Source organism: Billgrantia campisalis, assembly GCF_022341425.1.
Lineage (GTDB): Bacteria > Pseudomonadota > Gammaproteobacteria > Pseudomonadales > Halomonadaceae > Halomonas > Halomonas campisalis.
Map to the genome: position 1 here is coordinate 77632 of NZ_JABFUC010000003.1, position 17900 is coordinate 95531.

The 17900-nt window shown below is 63.6% G+C and carries 13 protein-coding genes and 2 pseudogenes; 5 read left to right on the forward strand and 10 right to left on the reverse strand.

Annotated elements, in window-relative coordinates:
* Positions 1 to 28 precede the first annotated feature (28 nt).
* From HOP52_RS04235 to HOP52_RS04250, 4 genes are all read right to left on the reverse strand, one after another.
* The gene (locus HOP52_RS04235) at positions 29 to 2476 is read right to left on the reverse strand and encodes an efflux RND transporter permease subunit (RefSeq protein ID WP_238976029.1); all 2448 of its coding nucleotides are present in this window, start codon (positions 2474 to 2476) and stop codon (positions 29 to 31) included.
* Positions 2477 to 2488: 12 nt separating this feature from the next.
* Complete coding sequence (locus HOP52_RS04240) at positions 2489 to 3643, reverse strand: WD40/YVTN/BNR-like repeat-containing protein (RefSeq protein ID WP_238976030.1); 1155 nt, start codon at positions 3641 to 3643, stop codon at positions 2489 to 2491.
* 65 nt (positions 3644 to 3708) lie between these two features.
* The gene (locus HOP52_RS04245) at positions 3709 to 5046 is read right to left on the reverse strand and encodes a DUF1329 domain-containing protein (protein WP_238976031.1); all 1338 of its coding nucleotides are present in this window, start codon (positions 5044 to 5046) and stop codon (positions 3709 to 3711) included.
* A gap of 31 nt (positions 5047 to 5077) precedes the next feature.
* Complete coding sequence (locus tag HOP52_RS04250) at positions 5078 to 6655, reverse strand: DUF1302 domain-containing protein (protein ID WP_238976032.1); 1578 nt, start codon at positions 6653 to 6655, stop codon at positions 5078 to 5080.
* 460 nt (positions 6656 to 7115) lie between these two features.
* Here HOP52_RS04250 and HOP52_RS04255 point away from each other — a divergent pair, with 460 nt between their 5' ends.
* Positions 7116 to 7805: a TetR/AcrR family transcriptional regulator gene (locus HOP52_RS04255; protein WP_238976033.1), complete on the forward strand. Its 690-nt coding sequence runs from the start codon at positions 7116 to 7118 to the stop codon at positions 7803 to 7805.
* A 110-nt stretch (positions 7806 to 7915) separates the two neighbouring features.
* Here HOP52_RS04255 and HOP52_RS04260 read toward each other — a convergent pair.
* Positions 7916 to 8174: pseudogene (locus tag HOP52_RS04260) on the reverse strand (STAS domain-containing protein); the annotation flags it as partial.
* Between the two features lie 135 nt (positions 8175 to 8309).
* Between HOP52_RS04260 and HOP52_RS04265 the strand changes: the two are divergent.
* Positions 8310 to 8492: pseudogene (locus HOP52_RS04265) on the forward strand (electron transfer flavoprotein subunit alpha/FixB family protein); the annotation flags it as partial.
* A 237-nt stretch (positions 8493 to 8729) separates the two neighbouring features.
* Here the strand turns inward: HOP52_RS04265 and HOP52_RS04270 are convergent.
* Genes HOP52_RS04270 through HOP52_RS04290 form a run of 5 tightly spaced genes read right to left on the reverse strand, consistent with a single transcriptional unit; the run spans position 8730 to position 15755 of the window.
* Complete coding sequence (locus HOP52_RS04270; protein WP_238976034.1) at positions 8730 to 9851, reverse strand: acyl-CoA dehydrogenase family protein; 1122 nt, start codon at positions 9849 to 9851, stop codon at positions 8730 to 8732.
* Between the two features lie 10 nt (positions 9852 to 9861).
* Positions 9862 to 11058, reverse strand: a complete 1197-nt coding sequence (locus HOP52_RS04275; protein WP_238976035.1) for an acyl-CoA dehydrogenase family protein — start codon at positions 11056 to 11058, stop codon at positions 9862 to 9864.
* Positions 11055 to 12494, reverse strand: coding sequence for an enoyl-CoA hydratase/isomerase family protein (locus HOP52_RS04280; RefSeq protein WP_238976036.1), 1440 nt, complete (start codon positions 12492 to 12494; stop codon positions 11055 to 11057). Before HOP52_RS04280 ends, HOP52_RS04275 begins: the two co-directional genes overlap by 4 nt.
* A 44-nt stretch (positions 12495 to 12538) precedes the next feature.
* Entirely contained in the window at positions 12539 to 14548 is a 2010-nt protein-coding gene (locus tag HOP52_RS04285) for a TRAP transporter permease (protein WP_238976037.1), read from the reverse strand.
* 46 nt (positions 14549 to 14594) lie between these two features.
* Positions 14595 to 15755, reverse strand: coding sequence for a TAXI family TRAP transporter solute-binding subunit (locus HOP52_RS04290; protein WP_238976038.1), 1161 nt, complete (start codon positions 15753 to 15755; stop codon positions 14595 to 14597).
* A 231-nt stretch (positions 15756 to 15986) separates the two neighbouring features.
* Here HOP52_RS04290 and trhP point away from each other — a divergent pair, with 231 nt between their 5' ends.
* Genes trhP through HOP52_RS04305 form a run of 3 tightly spaced genes read left to right on the forward strand, consistent with a single transcriptional unit; the run spans position 15987 to position 17900 of the window.
* Positions 15987 to 17411, forward strand: a complete 1425-nt coding sequence (gene trhP / locus HOP52_RS04295; protein ID WP_238976039.1) for a prephenate-dependent tRNA uridine(34) hydroxylase TrhP — start codon at positions 15987 to 15989, stop codon at positions 17409 to 17411.
* Between the two features lie 40 nt (positions 17412 to 17451).
* A complete protein-coding gene (locus HOP52_RS04300) occupies positions 17452 to 17706 on the forward strand; it encodes a DUF4258 domain-containing protein (RefSeq protein ID WP_238976040.1) in 255 nt (84 codons plus the stop codon).
* A gap of 2 nt (positions 17707 to 17708) precedes the next feature.
* Positions 17709 to 17900 carry a DUF2283 domain-containing protein gene (locus HOP52_RS04305; RefSeq protein ID WP_238976041.1) on the forward strand — a complete coding sequence of 64 codons (192 nt, stop codon included), beginning with the start codon at positions 17709 to 17711 and terminating at the stop codon, positions 17898 to 17900.

Consider the following 17900-nt stretch of genomic DNA (forward strand, 5'->3'; position numbering starts at 1 on the left):
TGCATGACAGGGTCCGAGCGGCTCGGATTTATGACAGCTCTTCCTGCAGTGCCTGTTGGCTATGCCGGCTCTGCGGGTGATCGGATGGCGATGGATGTTGCGACTGACTGCCGGTCGCACCGATACGCTTGGGCATCAGGAGACACGTCAGGGCAGGCATCAACACCATGGCACCGAGCATGTTCCAGAGGAACATGAAGGCTAGAAGGATCCCCATATCCGCCTGAAACTTGATCGGCGAGAAGATCCAGGTGCCCACACCGATGGCAAGTGTGAAGCCGGTAAAGGCGACGGCCTTGCCAGTGGTGTTCAGGGTGTTGAAGTAGGCGTCACGCAGCGGCATTCCCTGTTTCAGGTAGCTCTCCAGCTTGCTGTAGATGTAAATGCCATAGTCGACACCTATTCCAACACCTAGCGCGATAACCGGAAGAGTGGCTACCTTGACTCCGATGTTGAGGTAATACATCAGCACCTGACACAGCACCGACGTCAGCATTAGTGGCAGAATGATGCACACGACGGTGCGGATCGACCTGAATGTCAAGAGACAGAGCAGGATCACGACGCCATATACCCAGATCAGCATCTTGATATGGGCATCACCGATGACGATGTTGGTGGCGGCTTCGATGCCGGCATTGCCAGACGCCATCAGGAAGTTGACGCCGTCAAGATCATTCTGCTGAGTGAAGGCCTCCACCGCAGTGACCACCGTCTCCAGGGTTTCGGCCTTGTGGTCATCCAGATAGATCAGGACAGGGGCCAGGCTGCAGTTCGAGTTAACGACATCGCTGGGCGCCTGAATCGACGCAGCATCCATCAGCCTCTGGTTGCGATTGATGGCATGCCACTTGATCGCCCCTTCGTTGGAGGCTGACATATAACGTTTGGCAAAATCAGCCAGTGACCGAGTGGACTGAACCCCTGGCAGGTTTTGCAGTTTCCACTGTAACTGGTCGATGGCGTAGAGGGTGTCATAATCCGCACACTGCTGCGGTGGGGTTTCGACCATCACCACGAACAGGTCCGTGCTGGTCGAATAGTAGTCGCCAAAGAAGGCCACATCCCGATTGTAGCGAGAGTCTGGACGCAGTTCCGGTGCCCCGGCATCCAGGTCCCCGATCTTGAGGTCCTGCTGTTTCCACAGGCCATAGCCCATTGCGGCCAGGGCCACCAGTACGGTGATGCCTGCTACACGTGGATTGGTCACCGCCACCATCCGATCCCAGAGGGGGTGGCGGGGTTTGCGTTCGACGCGCGCCAGGTGCTCGAGACTGCTGCGACTCACGCCGACATAGGACATCAGGATCGGCAGCACGATCAGATTGGTGAGGATGATGGCGGCAACTCCCAGGCTGGCCGCAACCGCGAGATCGCGAATGACCTGGATCTCGATCACCATCAGGGTGGCGAAACCGAAGCCATCACTGATCAGGGCGACCAGTCCCGCGACATAGAGGCTGCGGAAGGCAAGGCGCGATGACATGAGGCGGCTGGCGCCACGCGCGGCTTCGTGGGCAATGGCGTTGATGACTTGCACGCTGTGACTGACGCCGATGGCGAACACCAGGAAGGGCACCAGCATGGAGTAGGGGTCCAGGCTGAAACCAAGTGCCGATAGCAGTCCCAACTGCCAGATTACGGCCATTACCGAGCAGGTGATCGCCACGCTGGTGGCCCGGAGGCAACGTGAATAGAGATAGAGCAGTACGGCCGTGATCCCGAGGGCCACAGCGAAGAACAGGGTGACCTGGGAGGCCCCTTCGATCAGGGTGCCTACCAACTTGGCAAACCCGATGATATGGATGCGGATCGTATCCGATTCGTACTTGTCTCGAATCTGGCGCTCGAGATCTTGTGCGAACTGGTGATAATCCAGTGCTTCACCGGTTTGTGGATCTCGATCGTAAAGGGGAGCATAGACCACGGCAGAGCGTAAATCATTGGAAGCCAAGGCGCCAATCTGCCCGGACTTATATACGTTTTCTCGCAATGTTTCGAGGCTCTCAGGGGAGCCATCATACCCATCGGGAAGTACAGGGCCGCCGTCGAAACCCTCCTCGGTGACTTCCCTCCAGCGCACGCCGGGCGACCAGATGGACTCTAGAGCAGAGCGGTTGACGCCATTGATGAAGAACACCTCATCATGGATATTCTGGAGTGTTTCCTGAAACTCGTGTGTGAAGATATCGCCCTCGGTGGTCTCCACGGCGATACGTACGGCATTGCCGGTTCCCCTGAGCTGATCTTGATACTGAAGATGGTTCTGGATATAGGGGTGGGCAGTCGGCAACATCTTCTCGAAGCTTGCTTCGAGGCGAAGCGTCGAGGCCTGATAACCGAGAAAGAGCGTCAGTGCGGCGAAAATTGCCAGGATCACGACACGGTTCAGGAAGAAGAATCGCTCCAGCAGCGGCTCCGACTCCTGCAAGGGATGTAACAGGGCATTATGGGACTCTGAGTGCCGGTTTGTCATGTTATCTTACCTCTACAGAGATGCCGGCTGAGGGATGCGACGAACGCCACCTTGTCCCACCAGGATCAGGTGGCCATCGTTGCTCCCCGTGACTGCGCTGTAGGCGCGGCGATCCGCAAGCATCTGCAGCGTAAATCCGTTGCCTGCCGGGCTTCCCGTCAGGATGGTTCCGCCATATCCCACCAGCAGCGGAGTTCCATCCGCCAAGAGGGTGGCGCCGGTCAGCGTGGTGTCGGTATCGAGCCGTATCGGCTCCCAGCTATCGCCCTTATCCACGGAGCGATAGAGATGGCCTCGCAAGCCGAAGACGAAGAGTTGACCGCCCTCAGGGTCTCCCAGGGCGCCGAAGAAGCTGCCTTCATAGGGTGATGACAAGGTCTCCCAATGTGCTCCGCCATCCCATGAGCGAAAGAGGCTGCCGGCTTCGCCGGCGATGATCAGGGTGTCATCGAACCGCGCGATATGATTCAAATGGAGACCATAGGGGTTGTCGAGATGACCGAGGAGTGATTGCCAGGTGTTTCCGCCATCGCGGGTTTCCAGGAATAGCCCGAAGGCGCCGACCGCCAGACCTGTCCGCTCGTCATGAAAGGAGACGTCGAGCAACGGACGGCTGGGGCCTTCATCGAGAAAAGCTTCGCTCTCTTCGTACAGGAATACCAAGTCATCCAGTGAGACGGCCAGTCGCTCATCACCATGCGCCTGAGCCTCGGCCGCGTCGAGCAGTGATCGGGCGCGTTCGTTGACGATGCGGTTCACCTCATGCCCATCGAGCTGCTTGGTCCAGCTTTCGCCTCCATCCTCGCTGTGCAGGATGACCCCCTCATGTCCGACCGCCCAGCCGTGGCGAGGAGTGGGGAAGTCGACGGCGGTGAGAGTGACGCGGACTGGTACCAGGGCCTGGTGCCAGCTCTTGCCCTCATCGTCCGAATAGAGGATGTGGCCTCGCTCGCCTACGGCGATCAGGCGCTCCCCGGCACGCGTGACATCCAGCAGCAGCGAATGCTCGGTGAGACTGCTTGGCATCGCAGCTGCCACCAGGGGATCTTCTATGGATTGTGCCATGGCGTGCGGGGCTGCGAGCAAACAACACAGCGCCAGGTGGGCGAGCCGAAGCGCATGCCATAGCGTGCAGCGGGACCTGCAAAAAGGAGATTTCAGCATCATGATCATGGCCTGAAAAAAGTGACCGCGGCGCTAACATCATGGCGAGCGCCGCTGTCATGCAGGGGTTAGCGGCGTGCTTGACGGCGCATGTTCTGGGGCGAGTAGAACTCGTCGCTCCTTCCTGCAGTGAAGTTGTGGTGGACGTACTGGTCGACCACATAGTTGCCCGAGAGCAGGTCCTGGTGGATATGGCCGGCGACTGCTACCCCCGGCAGCTCCCCGTGATAGTAGGGGCTGGCGTAGTTAACCTTCCACAGGTCACCGCGGCCGTCGTAGGACTCGGACATCACGATCTGCCAGCTGTCCTCGTCGACGTAGAAACGGCGCTTGGCGTAGGCGTGGCGCTGTCCTTCGGTGAGGTTGGCTTCCACTACCCAGACACGGTGAAGCTCCCAGCGCTTGTAGTCCGGATTCGGGTGGTTGGCCGGAAACAGCGCGCTGGGTGCGACACCTTCGCTCAGGGCGTTGATGAAGCGGTTGTCATTGTAGGGGATGTAGAGTTCCTGCTTGCCGACCAGCTGCCAGTCGTAGCGGTCCAGAGCGCCATTGAACTGATAGACCTCATCATAGACGTTGATGCCGTTGGCGGTGGGGACCGGGGTATCGTAGGCCACGGTAGGTGCACGGCGCACGCGGCGCTGCCCGGGGATATACTGCCAGGCGTTGCGTGGTTCAGCGGCCTGGTTCAGCGGTTCGTGGATCAGCAGCAGCTCGCCGCTGCGGCGACTCGGCGCGGTGGTTTCCTGATAGTAGTAGCCGACCATGCCGTTGAAGTTATCCTTCAAGCTGCGATCGTAGTAGGAGACCGTCTCGACCACGCTGTTGCTAGTCTCGGTGATGTTGCCATTAGGGTAGACGGTATAGGTGGCGACATCGCTCTCGTGGCCGAGCCCTCGCCAGCGCAGCACATGGTTCCAGATCACCTCCTCACCCTGTTGGGGAATCGGGAAGGGGACGCCGCCGAAGGCGTTATCAACTCCATTGCCTCCGTCTACCAGGATTGCCTCGGTGGCATTCTTCAGGGTGTTGTCATAGATCCACTGCGGCATATGATGGGTACGCCGGGTGGGGTAGACGTTCATCTTGAAGCTGTCTGGATATTTCTCGAACATGGCCTTCATGCCGGCCGACAGCTGATCGGCATGTTGCCGGTAGTTGGTAGAGGAGATGGCGAGCCTCGGCTGGTCCTGCATCACCTGATCGAGGCTCATCGGCTCGGGAGACCAGGCGGGAATGGTGCCGCTTTTATTACCGCTGCCCTCGGCGCCGAAGGGGGTCAGGTTGGCACCCAGTTGGGCGGCAACTTCGGGGGGAACCGCAGCCTGTGCGCAGAGGGGCAGGGCGATGGAAGTGGCCAGCAGCGTGGCCATCAGATGATGCTTGGTGGAGTGTTGTCCGCTCATGTCAGAGACTCCCATGGGTGTTGTGCTTGTATTAGAAGGTGTACGAGACGCTCAAGGAGACGAAGTCGCGGTCCTTCTGGGGATTGCTGTTCGCACTGCCAAAGAAACCGGTATAGCCTAGGGAGGCTTGATAGTTATCGAGGTAGCGGAATTGGGCTGCTACATCCACGTTGGTCACGCCCTCTGTGAAGGTGCCGGGAATGGATGAGGTGCCGTTGACGCCGTGACTGACGGTGATCGGGACATCGAGGTCGAGGCCGGAGCGTACGTTGAAGTACTGCGGGATCATGCGCGCCGTGAAGCCCCAGGCGGAGCGGTCGTCATGCAATTCGCCAGCATCATGGCCATTGACGCGATTGACCCCCACCTCGCCTACGACATTGAGGTTGTCCATCAGCCGGTTGCCGCCCAACACCTTGATGCTGGAGAGCTGTGCCTGCCATGTATTGGCGCGCTCATAGGTCGGCAGGGGAGCGGCAAGCCGTACCGGCTGGCCGTCACGGAAGGAGAATTCCCCGGAGACGTTGGCGCCACCTATGACGGTACTGAAGCTGGCGCCATAGAGCTTGATGTCCTCTTCGTACTCCAGGCGATAGGAGGTTGGCATCACCATCCCCGGACCCTGCATCACGAAGTCATCGAACTGCAGCTGAGGAAGTTTGTCGTGATAGTTGATGTGGTAGAGGCCGAACTCGGTAAAGTTCAATGCTTCTGCCAAATAGCGCAGCGCCAGGCCATATTGGCCGCTGTCGCTGGCCTCATTGTCGTCGCTGCGCTGGGCACTCAATACCCCTGGAAGCAGAATGAAAGATTCGCCGCCCTCGTCCAGGAAGTCCGCGCTGCTGAAGTAGCTGCCGGCCGCGTTGAGGCGGGTCTTGTCCCATTCGTACTGGTAGTAGGCGCTCAGGCTCAATGAGCCGGTCAGATCGAGCTGAGCGAAGAGCTGGCCCACCGGCAGGAAGATTTCGCGGAGTTCGACCCCGGGCGAGTTGGCGCGCGTGGCGTCGAGCGGTCCCTGGGCGGAGGAGATGCCGCCCTGCAGGAACAGGCTCTCCCCCCAGTTGATCACCTGATTGCCGGCCCGCAGGTCGAGGTCCAAGCTGCCGATGCCGAAGCTCCCATAGACGAAGGCATCCAGGACTTCGGCCTTCCTGCCCATCAACCGGCGCGTGTCGCGGGTGAACCGATCATGGGGTACCGACTGGTTGTTGCTGGTTGCCGGCGAGTCGTGATCGTTGGCGCCGAAGTAGGCATCATCGTAGTAGGCGCGTCCACGGGTGAAGGCCCCGACGTTGCCGAAATTGAGATCGGCTTCGGTGAGCAGGTCCACACGGTTCTGCATCAGGCCGCGCTTGAAGCTGCGGTTGCCGTCGTCGGCGTTGGGGTTGGCCAACAAGGCTTTGTCCTGCCCTTGTACGCGCCAGCCGGCCGAGTAGCGCAGGGTGGTATCCCAGCTGAGGCTGGCTGACTCTCCGAGCGGGATGTCGATCCCATAGGCACTGCCGGAGGCCGAGGCAATCAGCCCCACGAGCAGGAGTCGCGGGAGGGTGCTGTGTGAAGGGTGTGGGGCGTCCAGTGCTTGGGAGTGTCGTGGTGCGCGCAGTCTCATGAGGTCAGTGCTCCGCTTCTTATTGGTGTGCTCGTTGTTTGTTTTATAACTTATTGATTCGCAGGCTTAAGATAAATAGCATGTAAATGCTTTCTATCTTGATGGGGAACGCTACCCTATCTTTGCGCCGACTGCAAGATCCTGCTGCTGTCGGGCCTTCGTATCGTGAGTCGCTGGCCAACGTGCTCCTATGTGCCTGGGGCCACGCCATGTCGAGATCGGTCGGCGCGACCCGGCGGGAATTTGTCAGGCAGGACGGCCACCGCCTATCATGGCAAGCAGCCAATTGCTTTCTCTGCCCCTTTTTCAGGCTTAGGCGCCTGCTGAGCGGGTGACGTGACAGGCGTCGCATACCTCCGAGGCGGGGGGAGGGAGGGCCTTTCATTCCGCCGGATGGGCGCTCGCGGGGCGAGTTGCCGCCAGCCGACCAGTGCCAAGCCTCTTCAAAGGGTACGAGAGATTGCCAAACCCCGATTCCCAGACCCTCAAGCCACGCAATGCCGTGCCGGAGTCTGCCAGACGGCGGCCGCGCAGCCAGGAGGAGCGGCGCTCGGCGACCATCGCCAAGCTGACCGACGCCGCCATCGAGGCCCTGGTGGCGCTCGGCTACGCCAAGGCCAGTACCAACGAAATCTGTCAGCGGGCCGGGGTCTCCCAGGGTGCCCTGTTCCGCCACTTTCCCACCCGGGGGGACTTCATGACCCATGTGGCCGACGAGGTCCGGTCGCGACTGGTCGGCGACTTCGAATCCCGCTACTTCAGCGATGAGCGGCTGCCCGACGACCCCATCGAGCGCGGGGTCCGCTTCACCCGGGAGATTTGCCACTCCCAAATGGCCAAGGCCTGGTTCGAGCTGGTCATGGCCTCACGGACCGACGAGACTCTCCAAGACAAGATGTCCGTGGTCCTGTATGAGTCTCGCCAGTGGATCCGCGAGGCCGCCCTCAAGGTGTTCCCGGACATGGTGCAGGACCGGGAGCGCTTCCATGCCCTGGTGGATGCCGTGGTGATGATCTTCGACATGGAGAGCATCTACGCCCATCTCGATCGGGACGAGGCGGCCGCTGAGCGCCGGCTCGAGTTCGCGATCGGCTGCTATCGCCAGTTCTTCATCGACCAGGAGGCGCGCCGCTCCATCGATACACGCTGAGGCACGGTCGCCTGGCTTGATCGACGGCCGAATTACCATTCCCGATCTGCTGCGGTTGTGGGTTGACCTGAATCGCCTGTGCTAGCCGGATTGCCGCCTCACTGCCCGGTTTAATCTCGCCGGGGGGGCAGCGCGGTCCAGGCGGCGTAGGTGTTGAGGAAGACGCGGCCGGTGAGGGCGTCGAGGAAGTCGCTGCGCTTGAGGCGGTCCATCACCGGACCCTTGACCTCGGCCAGGTGCAGGGTGACGCCACCATCCTTGAGGCGGACGTTGATGGCATCCAGGCTCTCCAGCGCCGAGGCATCGATCAGGTTGATCGCCGAACAGATCAGCACCAACGTGCTCGAGCTCCGGCCGGCTCGCCACCAGGGCGTGTCGTCCCCAGGCCCAGGCGGCGCAGCGCCGCCTCACCGTGGCGCCGCACCAGCACCAGGAAGGCTAGGGTGCTGGCGCCGATCGCCAGGGTCGGCGGGTGGAGCTCGTCGAGGCGTCCGATCAGCGCGGGCGCCGGAGCTCTACATCGCCGTGGGCATCTCGGGTGCCATTCAGCACCTGGCCGGCATGAAGGACTCCAAGGTGATTGTCGCCATCAACAAGGACGAGGAGGCGCCGATCTTCCAGGTGGCGGACTATGGCCTCGTCGCCGACTTGTTCGAGGCCCTGCCGGAGCTGGAGAGCAAGCTGTAACGGTTCAAAAAATCAACAAAAGGCCCACTTAGGTGGGCCTTTTGTCTATCCAGTTCCGGCAGCGCGTGGCCGAGATCGTGGACGAACTGGCGCGGGACGACCGGGTCGCCCAGCAGCGGTTCATCGGTTTGCCGTCGTCGCCCTCGATCACCTCCTAGACGCCGGCCGGCCAGTAGCAGCTGGCCGGCTCGGTGGTTAGGTTGTTGCCACGGCGTTCTCCTTTGTTGCAATCAGGGGTCAGGCCGCGTCGACAAGGTGGTCGCTGACATGGTCCAGGTGGTGATCGACGTCACCCAGATAATGATCGAACATCACCAGGTGCTTGGCATAGTGGGAGACGTAGCACTCTGCGCTCATGCCCATGCCACCATGCAACTGGATGGCCTGTTCGGCCACGAAGCGGGCGGCCTCGCCGCAGTAGGCCTTGGCCGCGGCGAGGCGATAGTCGCGCTCGGCATCGGGAAGGGTCAGGCTGGTGGCGGCGAGAATCGCCATGGAACGGGCTTGCTCCAGGTGCAGGTGCATGTCGACCATGCGGTGCTGCAGGCTCTGGAACCTCGACAGGGGAGTGCCGAACTGCTGGCGCTCCTTGAGGTAGTCGAGGGTCTGCTCGCAGGCGGCCTCCATGGCACCGACCGCCTCGGCACAGAGCGCCGCGCGGCCAAGCGCCAGGGTGGCATCGAGGGCCGCGGCGGCGTCGAGGCCGAGGCAGCTGTCGACGCTCAACGAGACGTCATCCAGGATCAGATCGCTGGCGGAGCGGTCGTCGAAGGTCAGGTAGTCGCGGCGTGACAGGCCGGTGGCGTCGGCGGGGACCACGAACAGGCCCAGGCGGCCGTCGTCGAGCCGGGCGGTGACCAGCAGGGCCGCGGCCGAGGCGGCATTGAGCACCAGCTGCTTGTCGCCATCCAGGCGCCAGCCATCGTCATCCCGGCGCGCCGCGGTGGTGATGCCATGGGCATCGTAGCGGGCCTCGCTCTCCTGCCAGGCCAGCGCCAGCTGGTGCTCACCGTCCAGCAGCGGGGTGAGCCAGCGCTCCCGCTGCGGGTCGTCGCCGAGGCGGGCCAGCAGGTCGCCGGGCAGCACCAGACCGGCCAGGTAGGCGTCGGGCACCAGGCCGCGTCCCAGGGCCTGCATGATGAGCATCAGATCGGTACCGTCGCCGCCGAGGCCGCCAACCTCCTCGGTGAAGGGCATGTGCAGCAGCCCCAGTTCGGCGAAGGTCTGCCATAGCGCCGACGGCGTTGCGGCAGGCGTCTCGAGCATGGCGCGGCGCTGCTCGGGGGCGACACGGTCGGCGATCAGGCGGTCGAGAGTATCGACGAGCATGCGCTGCTCGTCGGTCAGGGAAAAGTCCATGGGCGGCTCCTTACATGCCAAGAATGGTTTTGGCGACAATGCTCTTCTGGATCTCGTTGGCACCGCCATAGATCGAGAGTTTGCGACGGTTGAAGTACTGGGCGGTGCCTGCGGCGCTCTCGGCCAGGGCCGGGTCGTCCAGCTCGCCGTCGCCATGCAGGAAGTCGGGGAAGAAGGGCAGGGCGGCCGGCCCCAGGGCGCGGCGGGTCAGATCGCTCAGCTCCTGGCGCAGCTCCGAGCCGCGCACCTTGAGCAGCGAACTCTCCGCCCCCGGCACGCTGCCGTCCTGGGCGGCAGCGATGACCCGCAGGTTGGTGACCTCCAGGGCCATCAACTCGAGCTCGGCCTTTACCACCCGCTGGCGGAAACTCGCCAGCTCGAGGAGCGGGCGTCCGCGATGCTGCACCCTTGTGGCCAATGACTTGAGGTGACGCAGCGCCTGCTTGGCGTGGCCGAGCCCGGCGATCCCGGTGCGCTCGTGGGTCAGCAGAAACTTGGCGCAGGTCCAGCCCTGACCCTCCTCGCCGATGCGGTTGGCCACCGGCACGCGGACCTCGTCGAGGAAGACCTCGTTGACCTCGTGGGCGCCATCCAGGGTGATGATCGGGCGTACCGTGATGCCCGGGCTCGCCATGTCGATCAGCAGAAAGCTGATGCCGGCCTGCTTCCTGGCGTCGGGGTCGGTACGCACCAGGCAGAACATCATGTTGGCGTGCTGTCCCAGGGTGGTCCAGGTCTTCTGCCCGGTGACAATATAGTGGTCACCCTCGCGCACGGCGCGGGTCTTGAGGCTGGCCAGGTCGGAGCCGGCCCCGGGTTCGGAGTAGCCCTGACACCACCAGTCCTGGTTGGCCAGGATGCGCGGCAGGTAGTGGCGCTGCTGCGCCTCGCTGCCGAATTTCATGATCACCGGCGCGACCATGTTGACGCCAAACGGCACCACGGTGGGGGCATGGGCGGCGGCACACTCCTCGTCGAAGATGTGCCGTTGCACCGGGCCCCAGCCGGGACCACCGTGCTCTTCTGGCCAGTTGGCGGCCAGCCAGCCGCGCTCGCTGAGAATGTTCTGCCAACGCACGTGATCGTCGGCGGAGAGCCGCCGGCCAAGCCTCACGCGTTCGCGGATGTCGTCGGGGAGGGAAGCGGTGAGAAAGTCGCGGACTTCCTGACGAAACGCCTGCTCCGCGGCACTGTAGGTCAGGTTCATGGGGATGTCTCCGAGGTGGCGGATGCAGAGAGGGTGGCCTGGCGGTGAGGGCCGCCGAGGTGACGCGGGTAGCCCAGGACCTCGACGGCGAGCAGGTCGATATCGCTGGTGCGGTAGCAGAGTCCCTGCTCGGCGAGTAGCAGGCTTGTCGCCTCCATGGCGGCGCACCGCTCATCCGACGCAGCGTTTGCCGCCCGGTGCAGTGCGGCGAGCAGGCTCTCGCAACGGCTCACCACGACGGCCTGTTTCAGCGCCTTGAGGGCAGAGGCCACGGCCTGCTGCTGCTCGGCGCTGGCGCCAGTGGCGACCAGTTCCATCAGCGCGCCCTGAGGCGGCATGACCAGGACGAGGTCTGCGTCCATTTCACCCAGCCGGCCGATGCCCTCGGCCGGCTGCAGGGCGATACGTAGGCAAGCCGCTGGACAGTCGCAGGCCGCATCGGCGGTGGCGATCAGGCAGGCCTGTGTCGATTCGTCCGGCCGGTCGGTCAACTCGATGCCGGTGCGTCCGGCTTTGCCCTTGAGGCGCTCGAAGAGGGGGTGCTCGCCGAGCAGGGCGATGCGGGTCAGCGCCGGGGAGGCATCGGCCTCGGGTACCCGGTGCGGTGCGCGGGCGGCGAAGAAGGCGTGGATCAGTCCGGCCCGCTGGGGGGAGTCCATGCAGGCGAGGAACAGCTCGCGCTCGCGGTCCAGTCCCTCGGCCAGGCTGCCGTCGGTGCTGGCCGCGACGGCCTCGATACAGCGAAATGGCGAGAACAGCTCGGGCGCCTCGGCCTCGAGCCGAGCCCGGTGGCGGGCGATGGCCTCGGGGTCGGCGGCGGGCGCGGGCAGCTCGCCGGTCCGGCGGGCGGTGCGCTGGCCCTCCAGAACGGCGCGGGCGGCGCCGAGGCCGGCATCCAGCGGAGTATCGGTCGCGTCGATGGCATCGATGATGCCCAGCGCCAATGCCTCCTCGGCGGGTACGAAACGCCCGCTGGTGATCAGGTCCAGGGCGATGTCCACGCCGACCAGGCGAGGCAGCCGCTGGGTGCCGCCGGCACCGGGGAGCAGACCGAGCTTGACCTCGGGCAGGCCGACCCGGGTCCCCGGCAGGGCCACCCGGTAGTGGCAGCCCAGTGCCACCTCGAGCCCGCCGCCCAGGGCGGTGCCGTGCAGCACCGCCACCAGCGGCTTGGCGCAGGCCTCGAGGCGTGCGATCACCTCCGGCAGTAGCGGCGGTTGGGGAGGCCGGCCGAATTCGCGAATATCGGCGCCGGCGATAAAGGTGCGGCCGTCGGCCATCAGCACCAGCGCCTGCGCGCCGTCATCGGCCAGGCCCTGGTCGAGGGCGTCGAGCAGACCGCTACGCACGGCATGGCCGAGGGCGTTGACGGGCGGGTTGTCGATGCGGATCACGCCGATGTCGTCATGGCGCTGGTAGTGGACACAGGCTGTCATGCAGTGAGCTCCAGGTAAGGGGCGGCGTGTGGGGCGGGCCTGCGTTACAGGCCCTGCGGGTGCGAGCCGTTACGGGGGTGGCGTTGACTCCAGCGTGCCAGCAGGACGGCAGGCACCAGGGCGGCCAGCGAGATACCGAGCAGCTCGACCTGGCTGAGCGGCACCATGCCACCCCCGGGGAGGGCCAGGGTGAGCCCCGAGATCAGCACCAGGGCGCGGATCACCGTTTCCTGGATCGCTCCCCGGCCCAGGCGCCCGACCCCGATTAGATAGCCCTGCATGGCCGAGGCGAACAGCACGACGCCCACCAGTGCCTGGACGAACACCATCGCGATCTGCAGCGGCTCGCCCTGCATGATCAGCGCCGGGTTGAGCACGAACAGGAAGGGAATGAAGTAGATCACGCTGCCCAGCCGCATGGCCTGGAGTCCGGTGGTCATGGGGCGAGCGCCGGCGACGGTGGCGGCAGCGAAGGCGCCCAGGGCCACTGGCGGCGTGATGAAGCTGAGCATGCCCCAGTAGAGGATGAACAGGTGCACCGCCATCGGGTCGAGGCCGCCGCCCTGGATCAGCGCCGGCGCCAGGGCCACCGCCAGGAAGATGTAGGCGGCGGTAACGGTCATGCCGATGCCCAGCACGAAGCTGGTCAGGGCACCCATGATCAGCAGCAATGGAACGCTGCCACCGGCGAGATGGATGAAGTCGTTGGCGATGGTGCCGGAGAGCCCGGTCATGGAGAGCGCGCCCACCAGCATCCCAACGCCTGCCAGGATGGCGATCAGCTCGGCGAACAGCTTGGCCGCACCCGACAGCGCCTCACCGACCTCTTTCCAGCCCCAGCGGTTGTGCCTGGAGAACTGGTTGAGGACCAGCAGGAGAGCGGTGGCGTAGAAAGGGGCTACGGCCTCGCGCTGCATCACCAGCAGCATCCAGACCAGCAGCGCGAAGACGAAGATGAAGTACCAGCCCTCTTTCAGCGTCTGCCAGAGTGATGGTAATTCGACAGTGGGCAGCCCCTTGATGTCGTGTCGCGCGGCGTAGGCATCGATCTGGATGAACAGGCCGAGGAAATAGAGGATCGACGGGATGATGGCGGCCAGGACAACGGCGGAATAGGGCACGTCGAGAAACATCGCCATGACGAAGGCGGTGGCGCCCATCACCGGTGGCATCAGTACCCCACCAGTGGAGGCACAGGCCTCCACCCCGCCGGCGAAGGAGCGGCTCATGCCGATGCGTCGCATGGCGGGAATCGACAGCACGCCGGTGGTCAGCACGTTGCTGATCACGCTGCCGCTCATCGAGCCCATCAGGCCGCTGGAGAAGATCGATACCTTGGCTGGGCCGCCCCGCACATGGCCGAGCAGGGCGAAGGCCAGATTGATGAAGAACTTGCCACCGCCGCTCTTCTGCAGCACCACCCCGAATACCAGGAAGCCGATCACCAGGCCGGCGAAGGCCTGCAGCGGAATGCCCATGATGCTCTCGGTGCTCATGGTGTGGTACATGGCGGTTTCGGAGAGGGAGGAGGGAAAGGCCTGAATGGGGCCCGGCATCACGTCGGCTACCAGGGGGTAAAGTGAAAAGAGGGTGACGATCACGGCGATGGGCCAGCCGCCGGCGCGGCGCGCTGCCTCGATGATCAGCAGCCACCAGGCGTAGCTGACCCATAGGGCGGTATCCGGCGCCGCGAAGGCCCAGCCCCGCTCCAGGATGGAGTCGGCGTTGATTACGAAGTAGCCGCTGACCCCCAGAGTTACGGCGCTGAGCAGGTAGTCGTACCAGGGAATAGGGCGATACTGGCCCGCCGGCCTCAGCGGCCAGAGCAGGTAGATCAGCGGCAGTAGAAGGGCCACCACCGCATAGTAGAACTGGGTTTCCAGTCCGGTGATGAAGGTCAAGTGGCCGAGATTGAAGAGGTAATCCAGGGTCATCAGCAGCAGGGCCACCGTCACGGCGCCGGGAATCCAGCGCAGTGGCAGCGGCAGGGTCCGCATCTGGCGGATCTTCTCCTTGGCCTGCCGGGTGCCGTCGTTGTCAGCAGTATGCGTCATGGCGGTGTCCAGAATGCTGGGGGCGGCCCAAGCCGCCCCGTGGGGATCACTCGAAGACGGGGTCGAAGCCGGCGTTGGTCAGTGCTTCTGACCGAGCGTCCATCCACGCCTCGCGGAACGCATCCTCGTCGCTGGGGGCGTCGTCAGCGAAGGCATTCCATGCTTCCAGCAGCACCTGCTGGCGCTCCACCAGAGCATCCTGGTGCGCCTGCATTTCATCGGTCCAGACGCCGATCTCCTTGTAGTAGTCCACGACGGCGTCGTGGAAGGGGATCACCCACTGCAGATCCTGATACTCGAGGGCATAGCCAACGGCACCGGGAGCGCTGTCCTTGTAGTCGTCGTAGTTGTCCTGCAGGGCACGGATCAGGCCATAGGCGATGTCATCGTCGAGATCGGCGTTACCTACCACGATGGGATAGGGGTAGCTGGCGCTGTTGACGGGGTTGTCGGCACTGATGCCCCCGGCACCGGAGGTGATTTCATGGGGGTGGAAGTAGGGGGCGACCGCCCGCATGCGTTCCCATGCCTCTTCATCGTTTGGATCGAGGACCGGCCAGCTGATACCGCGGGGGCTGCTGGCCAGCTGCTGGGCGGGAGGGGTGACGGTGGTCGTGAAGGAGGCGTCGACGTTGCCGGCGATGATGCCGTCGAAGGAGCGGCCATAGCCGGGATAGTCGATGCGCTCAACGTCATCCCAGGTCAGTCCACCGAAGGCCAGGTAGGCTTCAGTGCCCTTGTTGAGGGCGTCGTCGCCGCGGATGTAGGCGATGCGCTTGCCGCGCAGGTCCGCCGGGGTTTCGACCTCCAGGTCACCGGCCACCGCAAGCGAGAGGCCGAATGAGGCGGTAGACGTCGTAATCAGACGAATGGGCTGAGGACCCCAGTCGGGGTGGGCGAACATCATCACCCCCTCGACGCCATAGTAGCTGGCAATGCCGCAGGCACAGAGGTCGACTCGCCCCTGCTTCAGCGGCGTCATGCGCGAGACGTCGTTGTCTCCGGGTAGCACCCGAACCGAGGTGCCGTAGTTGGACTGCAGCATGTTGCCGATAGCCACGGCCTGGGCATAGCCGCTGGAGTTGGTGCCGTAGGCGGTCCACGCCATGGTTCGAGGGAGGTTGACGTCGTTGGCCAGGGCGATGCTGCTGCCCAGCAAGGCGAAGGGAAGGCTGGCGAGGGCGAGATTCCGGGCAAGCGGATGCATAAGCATCTCCTAGTGATTTGTCGTCTTTGTTTTGCTATGCGGTATTGTGTTCCGAAACACGATCAATACTAGGAAAGGGGGAGCCTGGGTGTCAATGATTGATTCCGATCCTGCTTTATTCGGCGAACTCGCATGCACAGGCTCCTGGTGATACTGCCCCTCGCCCTTGGTATAATCCCGCCCCTTTCCCCAAGCGCTTCGGCGCCATCGTCCTGACAACGGTGACCTCCCATGCAAGCTCCCGAACTGCTCTCCCCGGCGGGGACGTTCAAGAACATGCGCTACGCCTTCGCCTACGGTGCGGACGCCGTCTATGCCGGCCAGCCGCGCTATTCGCTGCGCGTGCGCAACAACGACTTCAAGATCGACAACCTGCACAAGGGCATCACCTACGCCCACGAGCGGGGCAAGCAGTTCTACGTGGCCTCGAACATCGCGCCGCATAACAGCAAGCTGAAGACCTACCTGCGCGACATGGCGCCGGTGATCGAGGCCGGCCCGGATGCGCTGATCATGTCCGACCCGGGGCTGATCATGATGATTCGCGAGCGCTGGCCCGATCAGGTGATTCACCTCTCGGTGCAGTCCAACGTGGTCAACTGGGCGGCGGCGAAGTTCTGGCAGCAGCAGGGCATCAGCCGGATCATCCTCTCCCGGGAGCTGTCACTCGAGGAGATCGCCGAGATCCGCGCCGAGTGTCCGGACCTGGAGATCGAGACCTTCGTCCACGGGGCGCTCTGCATCGCCTACTCCGGGCGCTGCCTGCTCTCCGGCTACTTCAATCACCGCGACCCCAATCAGGGCACCTGCACCAACGCCTGCCGCTGGCAATACAACACCGTGGCCGCGGCCCACGACGAGACCGGCGACCTGGTGCCGGCCAACTCGGCGGCGGCCCATGCGGCAAGCGGCGTCTGGACGCCGGAGCAGGGGAGTGCGCAGGGTGGCCTGATCGCCTCCGGTGGCGGCAGCACCCGTCACCTCAGCACGGCGACGGCGGGGGGCCGGGAGGGCCAGGACGAGCTCTCGGCGCTGATCGAGGACGCCACTCGCCCCGGCGAGCTGATGCCGATCTTCGAGGACGAGCACGGCACCTACATCATGAACTCCAAGGACCTGCGCGCCGTGCAGCACGTGCCCCGGCTCACCGAGATGGGCGTCACCTCGCTGAAGATCGAAGGCCGTACCAAGTCCCACTACTATGTGGCGCGCACCGCCCAGGTCTACCGCCGCGCCATCGACGACGCCGTGGCCGGCCGCCCCTTCGATATGCGCCTGATGGACGAACTCGACAACCTGGCCAACCGCGGCTATACGGAAGGCTTCTATCGCCGCCATGTCCACGACGAGTACCAGAACTACGAGCGCGGCCACTCGGTGGGGGTGCACCAGCAGTTCGTCGGCGAGGTGATCGGCTACGATCCCGACCGCGGCGTGCTCGAGGTGGACGTCAAGAACCGCTTCGAGGTGGGGGACGGCATGGAGCTGATGCTGCCCGGCGGCAACCGCCGCTTCGTGCTCGAGCATATCGAGAACAAGCGCGGCGAGTCGGTGGGCGCGGCCCCGGGGTCGGGCCATGTGGTGCGGATCCCAGTGCCCGGCGAGGCCATCGACCCCGAGCGCATCGAGTACGCGCTGCTAATGCGGGATCTGTAATTGCCTGAACGACAACCCTCTATCCATTGCGAGTGAGGCAATGCACTCTAAACGATTTGCTCGTGACGTCTATATTACGCGCCATGCGCGCGAACGGATGACGCAGCGAGCCATTAGCGAAGCGGAAGTCGTTGAGCTACTGGAAACGGGGCGGGCGAAATACAAGGACGATAGTCGAATGTGGATTGCCAAGTCGATGCCTGGGCGGGATGATAATCTGGTATGTGCTGCGGTCGTATTGGAAGATAGATTGATTATCAAGACGATCATGCATCATTTTGTATGGGAGGCCTGATCATGCGCACTATGTATGACGAAGCGGATGACATTCTGGTTTTGCACCTTTCGGAAAAGCCGATTGCCAAAGAGTCCTCGCAGGATTGGAATACCCATATCAGCTATGCCGACGATGGTACTATCGTTGAAATCGTGATTCTTGAAGCCTCCAAACAGGGGGCCTGGCCGCTGCTGCGCAGTCACGCGGCGTGA

Excerpts from the sequence above, each read along its gene's own strand:
- HOP52_RS04280 (WP_238976036.1), bottom strand. The coding sequence starts at position 12,494 with ATGACAGCCTGTGTCCACTACCAGCGCCATGACGACATCGGCGTGATC.
- HOP52_RS04275 (WP_238976035.1), bottom strand. The coding sequence starts at position 11,058 with ATGAACCTGACCTACAGTGCCGCGGAGCAGGCGTTTCGTCAGGAAGTC.
- HOP52_RS04250 (WP_238976032.1), bottom strand. The coding sequence starts at position 6,655 with ATGAGACTGCGCGCACCACGACACTCCCAAGCACTGGACGCCCCACAC.
- HOP52_RS04235 (WP_238976029.1), bottom strand. The coding sequence starts at position 2,476 with ATGACAAACCGGCACTCAGAGTCCCATAATGCCCTGTTACATCCCTTG.
- HOP52_RS04245 (WP_238976031.1), bottom strand. The coding sequence starts at position 5,046 with ATGAGCGGACAACACTCCACCAAGCATCATCTGATGGCCACGCTGCTG.
- HOP52_RS04240 (WP_238976030.1), bottom strand. The coding sequence starts at position 3,643 with ATGATGCTGAAATCTCCTTTTTGCAGGTCCCGCTGCACGCTATGGCAT.
- HOP52_RS04305 (WP_238976041.1), top strand. The coding sequence starts at position 17,709 with ATGCGCACTATGTATGACGAAGCGGATGACATTCTGGTTTTGCACCTT.
- HOP52_RS04285 (WP_238976037.1), bottom strand. The coding sequence starts at position 14,548 with ATGACGCATACTGCTGACAACGACGGCACCCGGCAGGCCAAGGAGAAG.
- HOP52_RS04270 (WP_238976034.1), bottom strand. The coding sequence starts at position 9,851 with ATGGACTTTTCCCTGACCGACGAGCAGCGCATGCTCGTCGATACTCTC.
- HOP52_RS04300 (WP_238976040.1), top strand. The coding sequence starts at position 17,452 with ATGCACTCTAAACGATTTGCTCGTGACGTCTATATTACGCGCCATGCG.
- HOP52_RS04290 (WP_238976038.1), bottom strand. The coding sequence starts at position 15,755 with ATGCATCCGCTTGCCCGGAATCTCGCCCTCGCCAGCCTTCCCTTCGCC.
- trhP (WP_238976039.1), top strand. The coding sequence starts at position 15,987 with ATGCAAGCTCCCGAACTGCTCTCCCCGGCGGGGACGTTCAAGAACATG.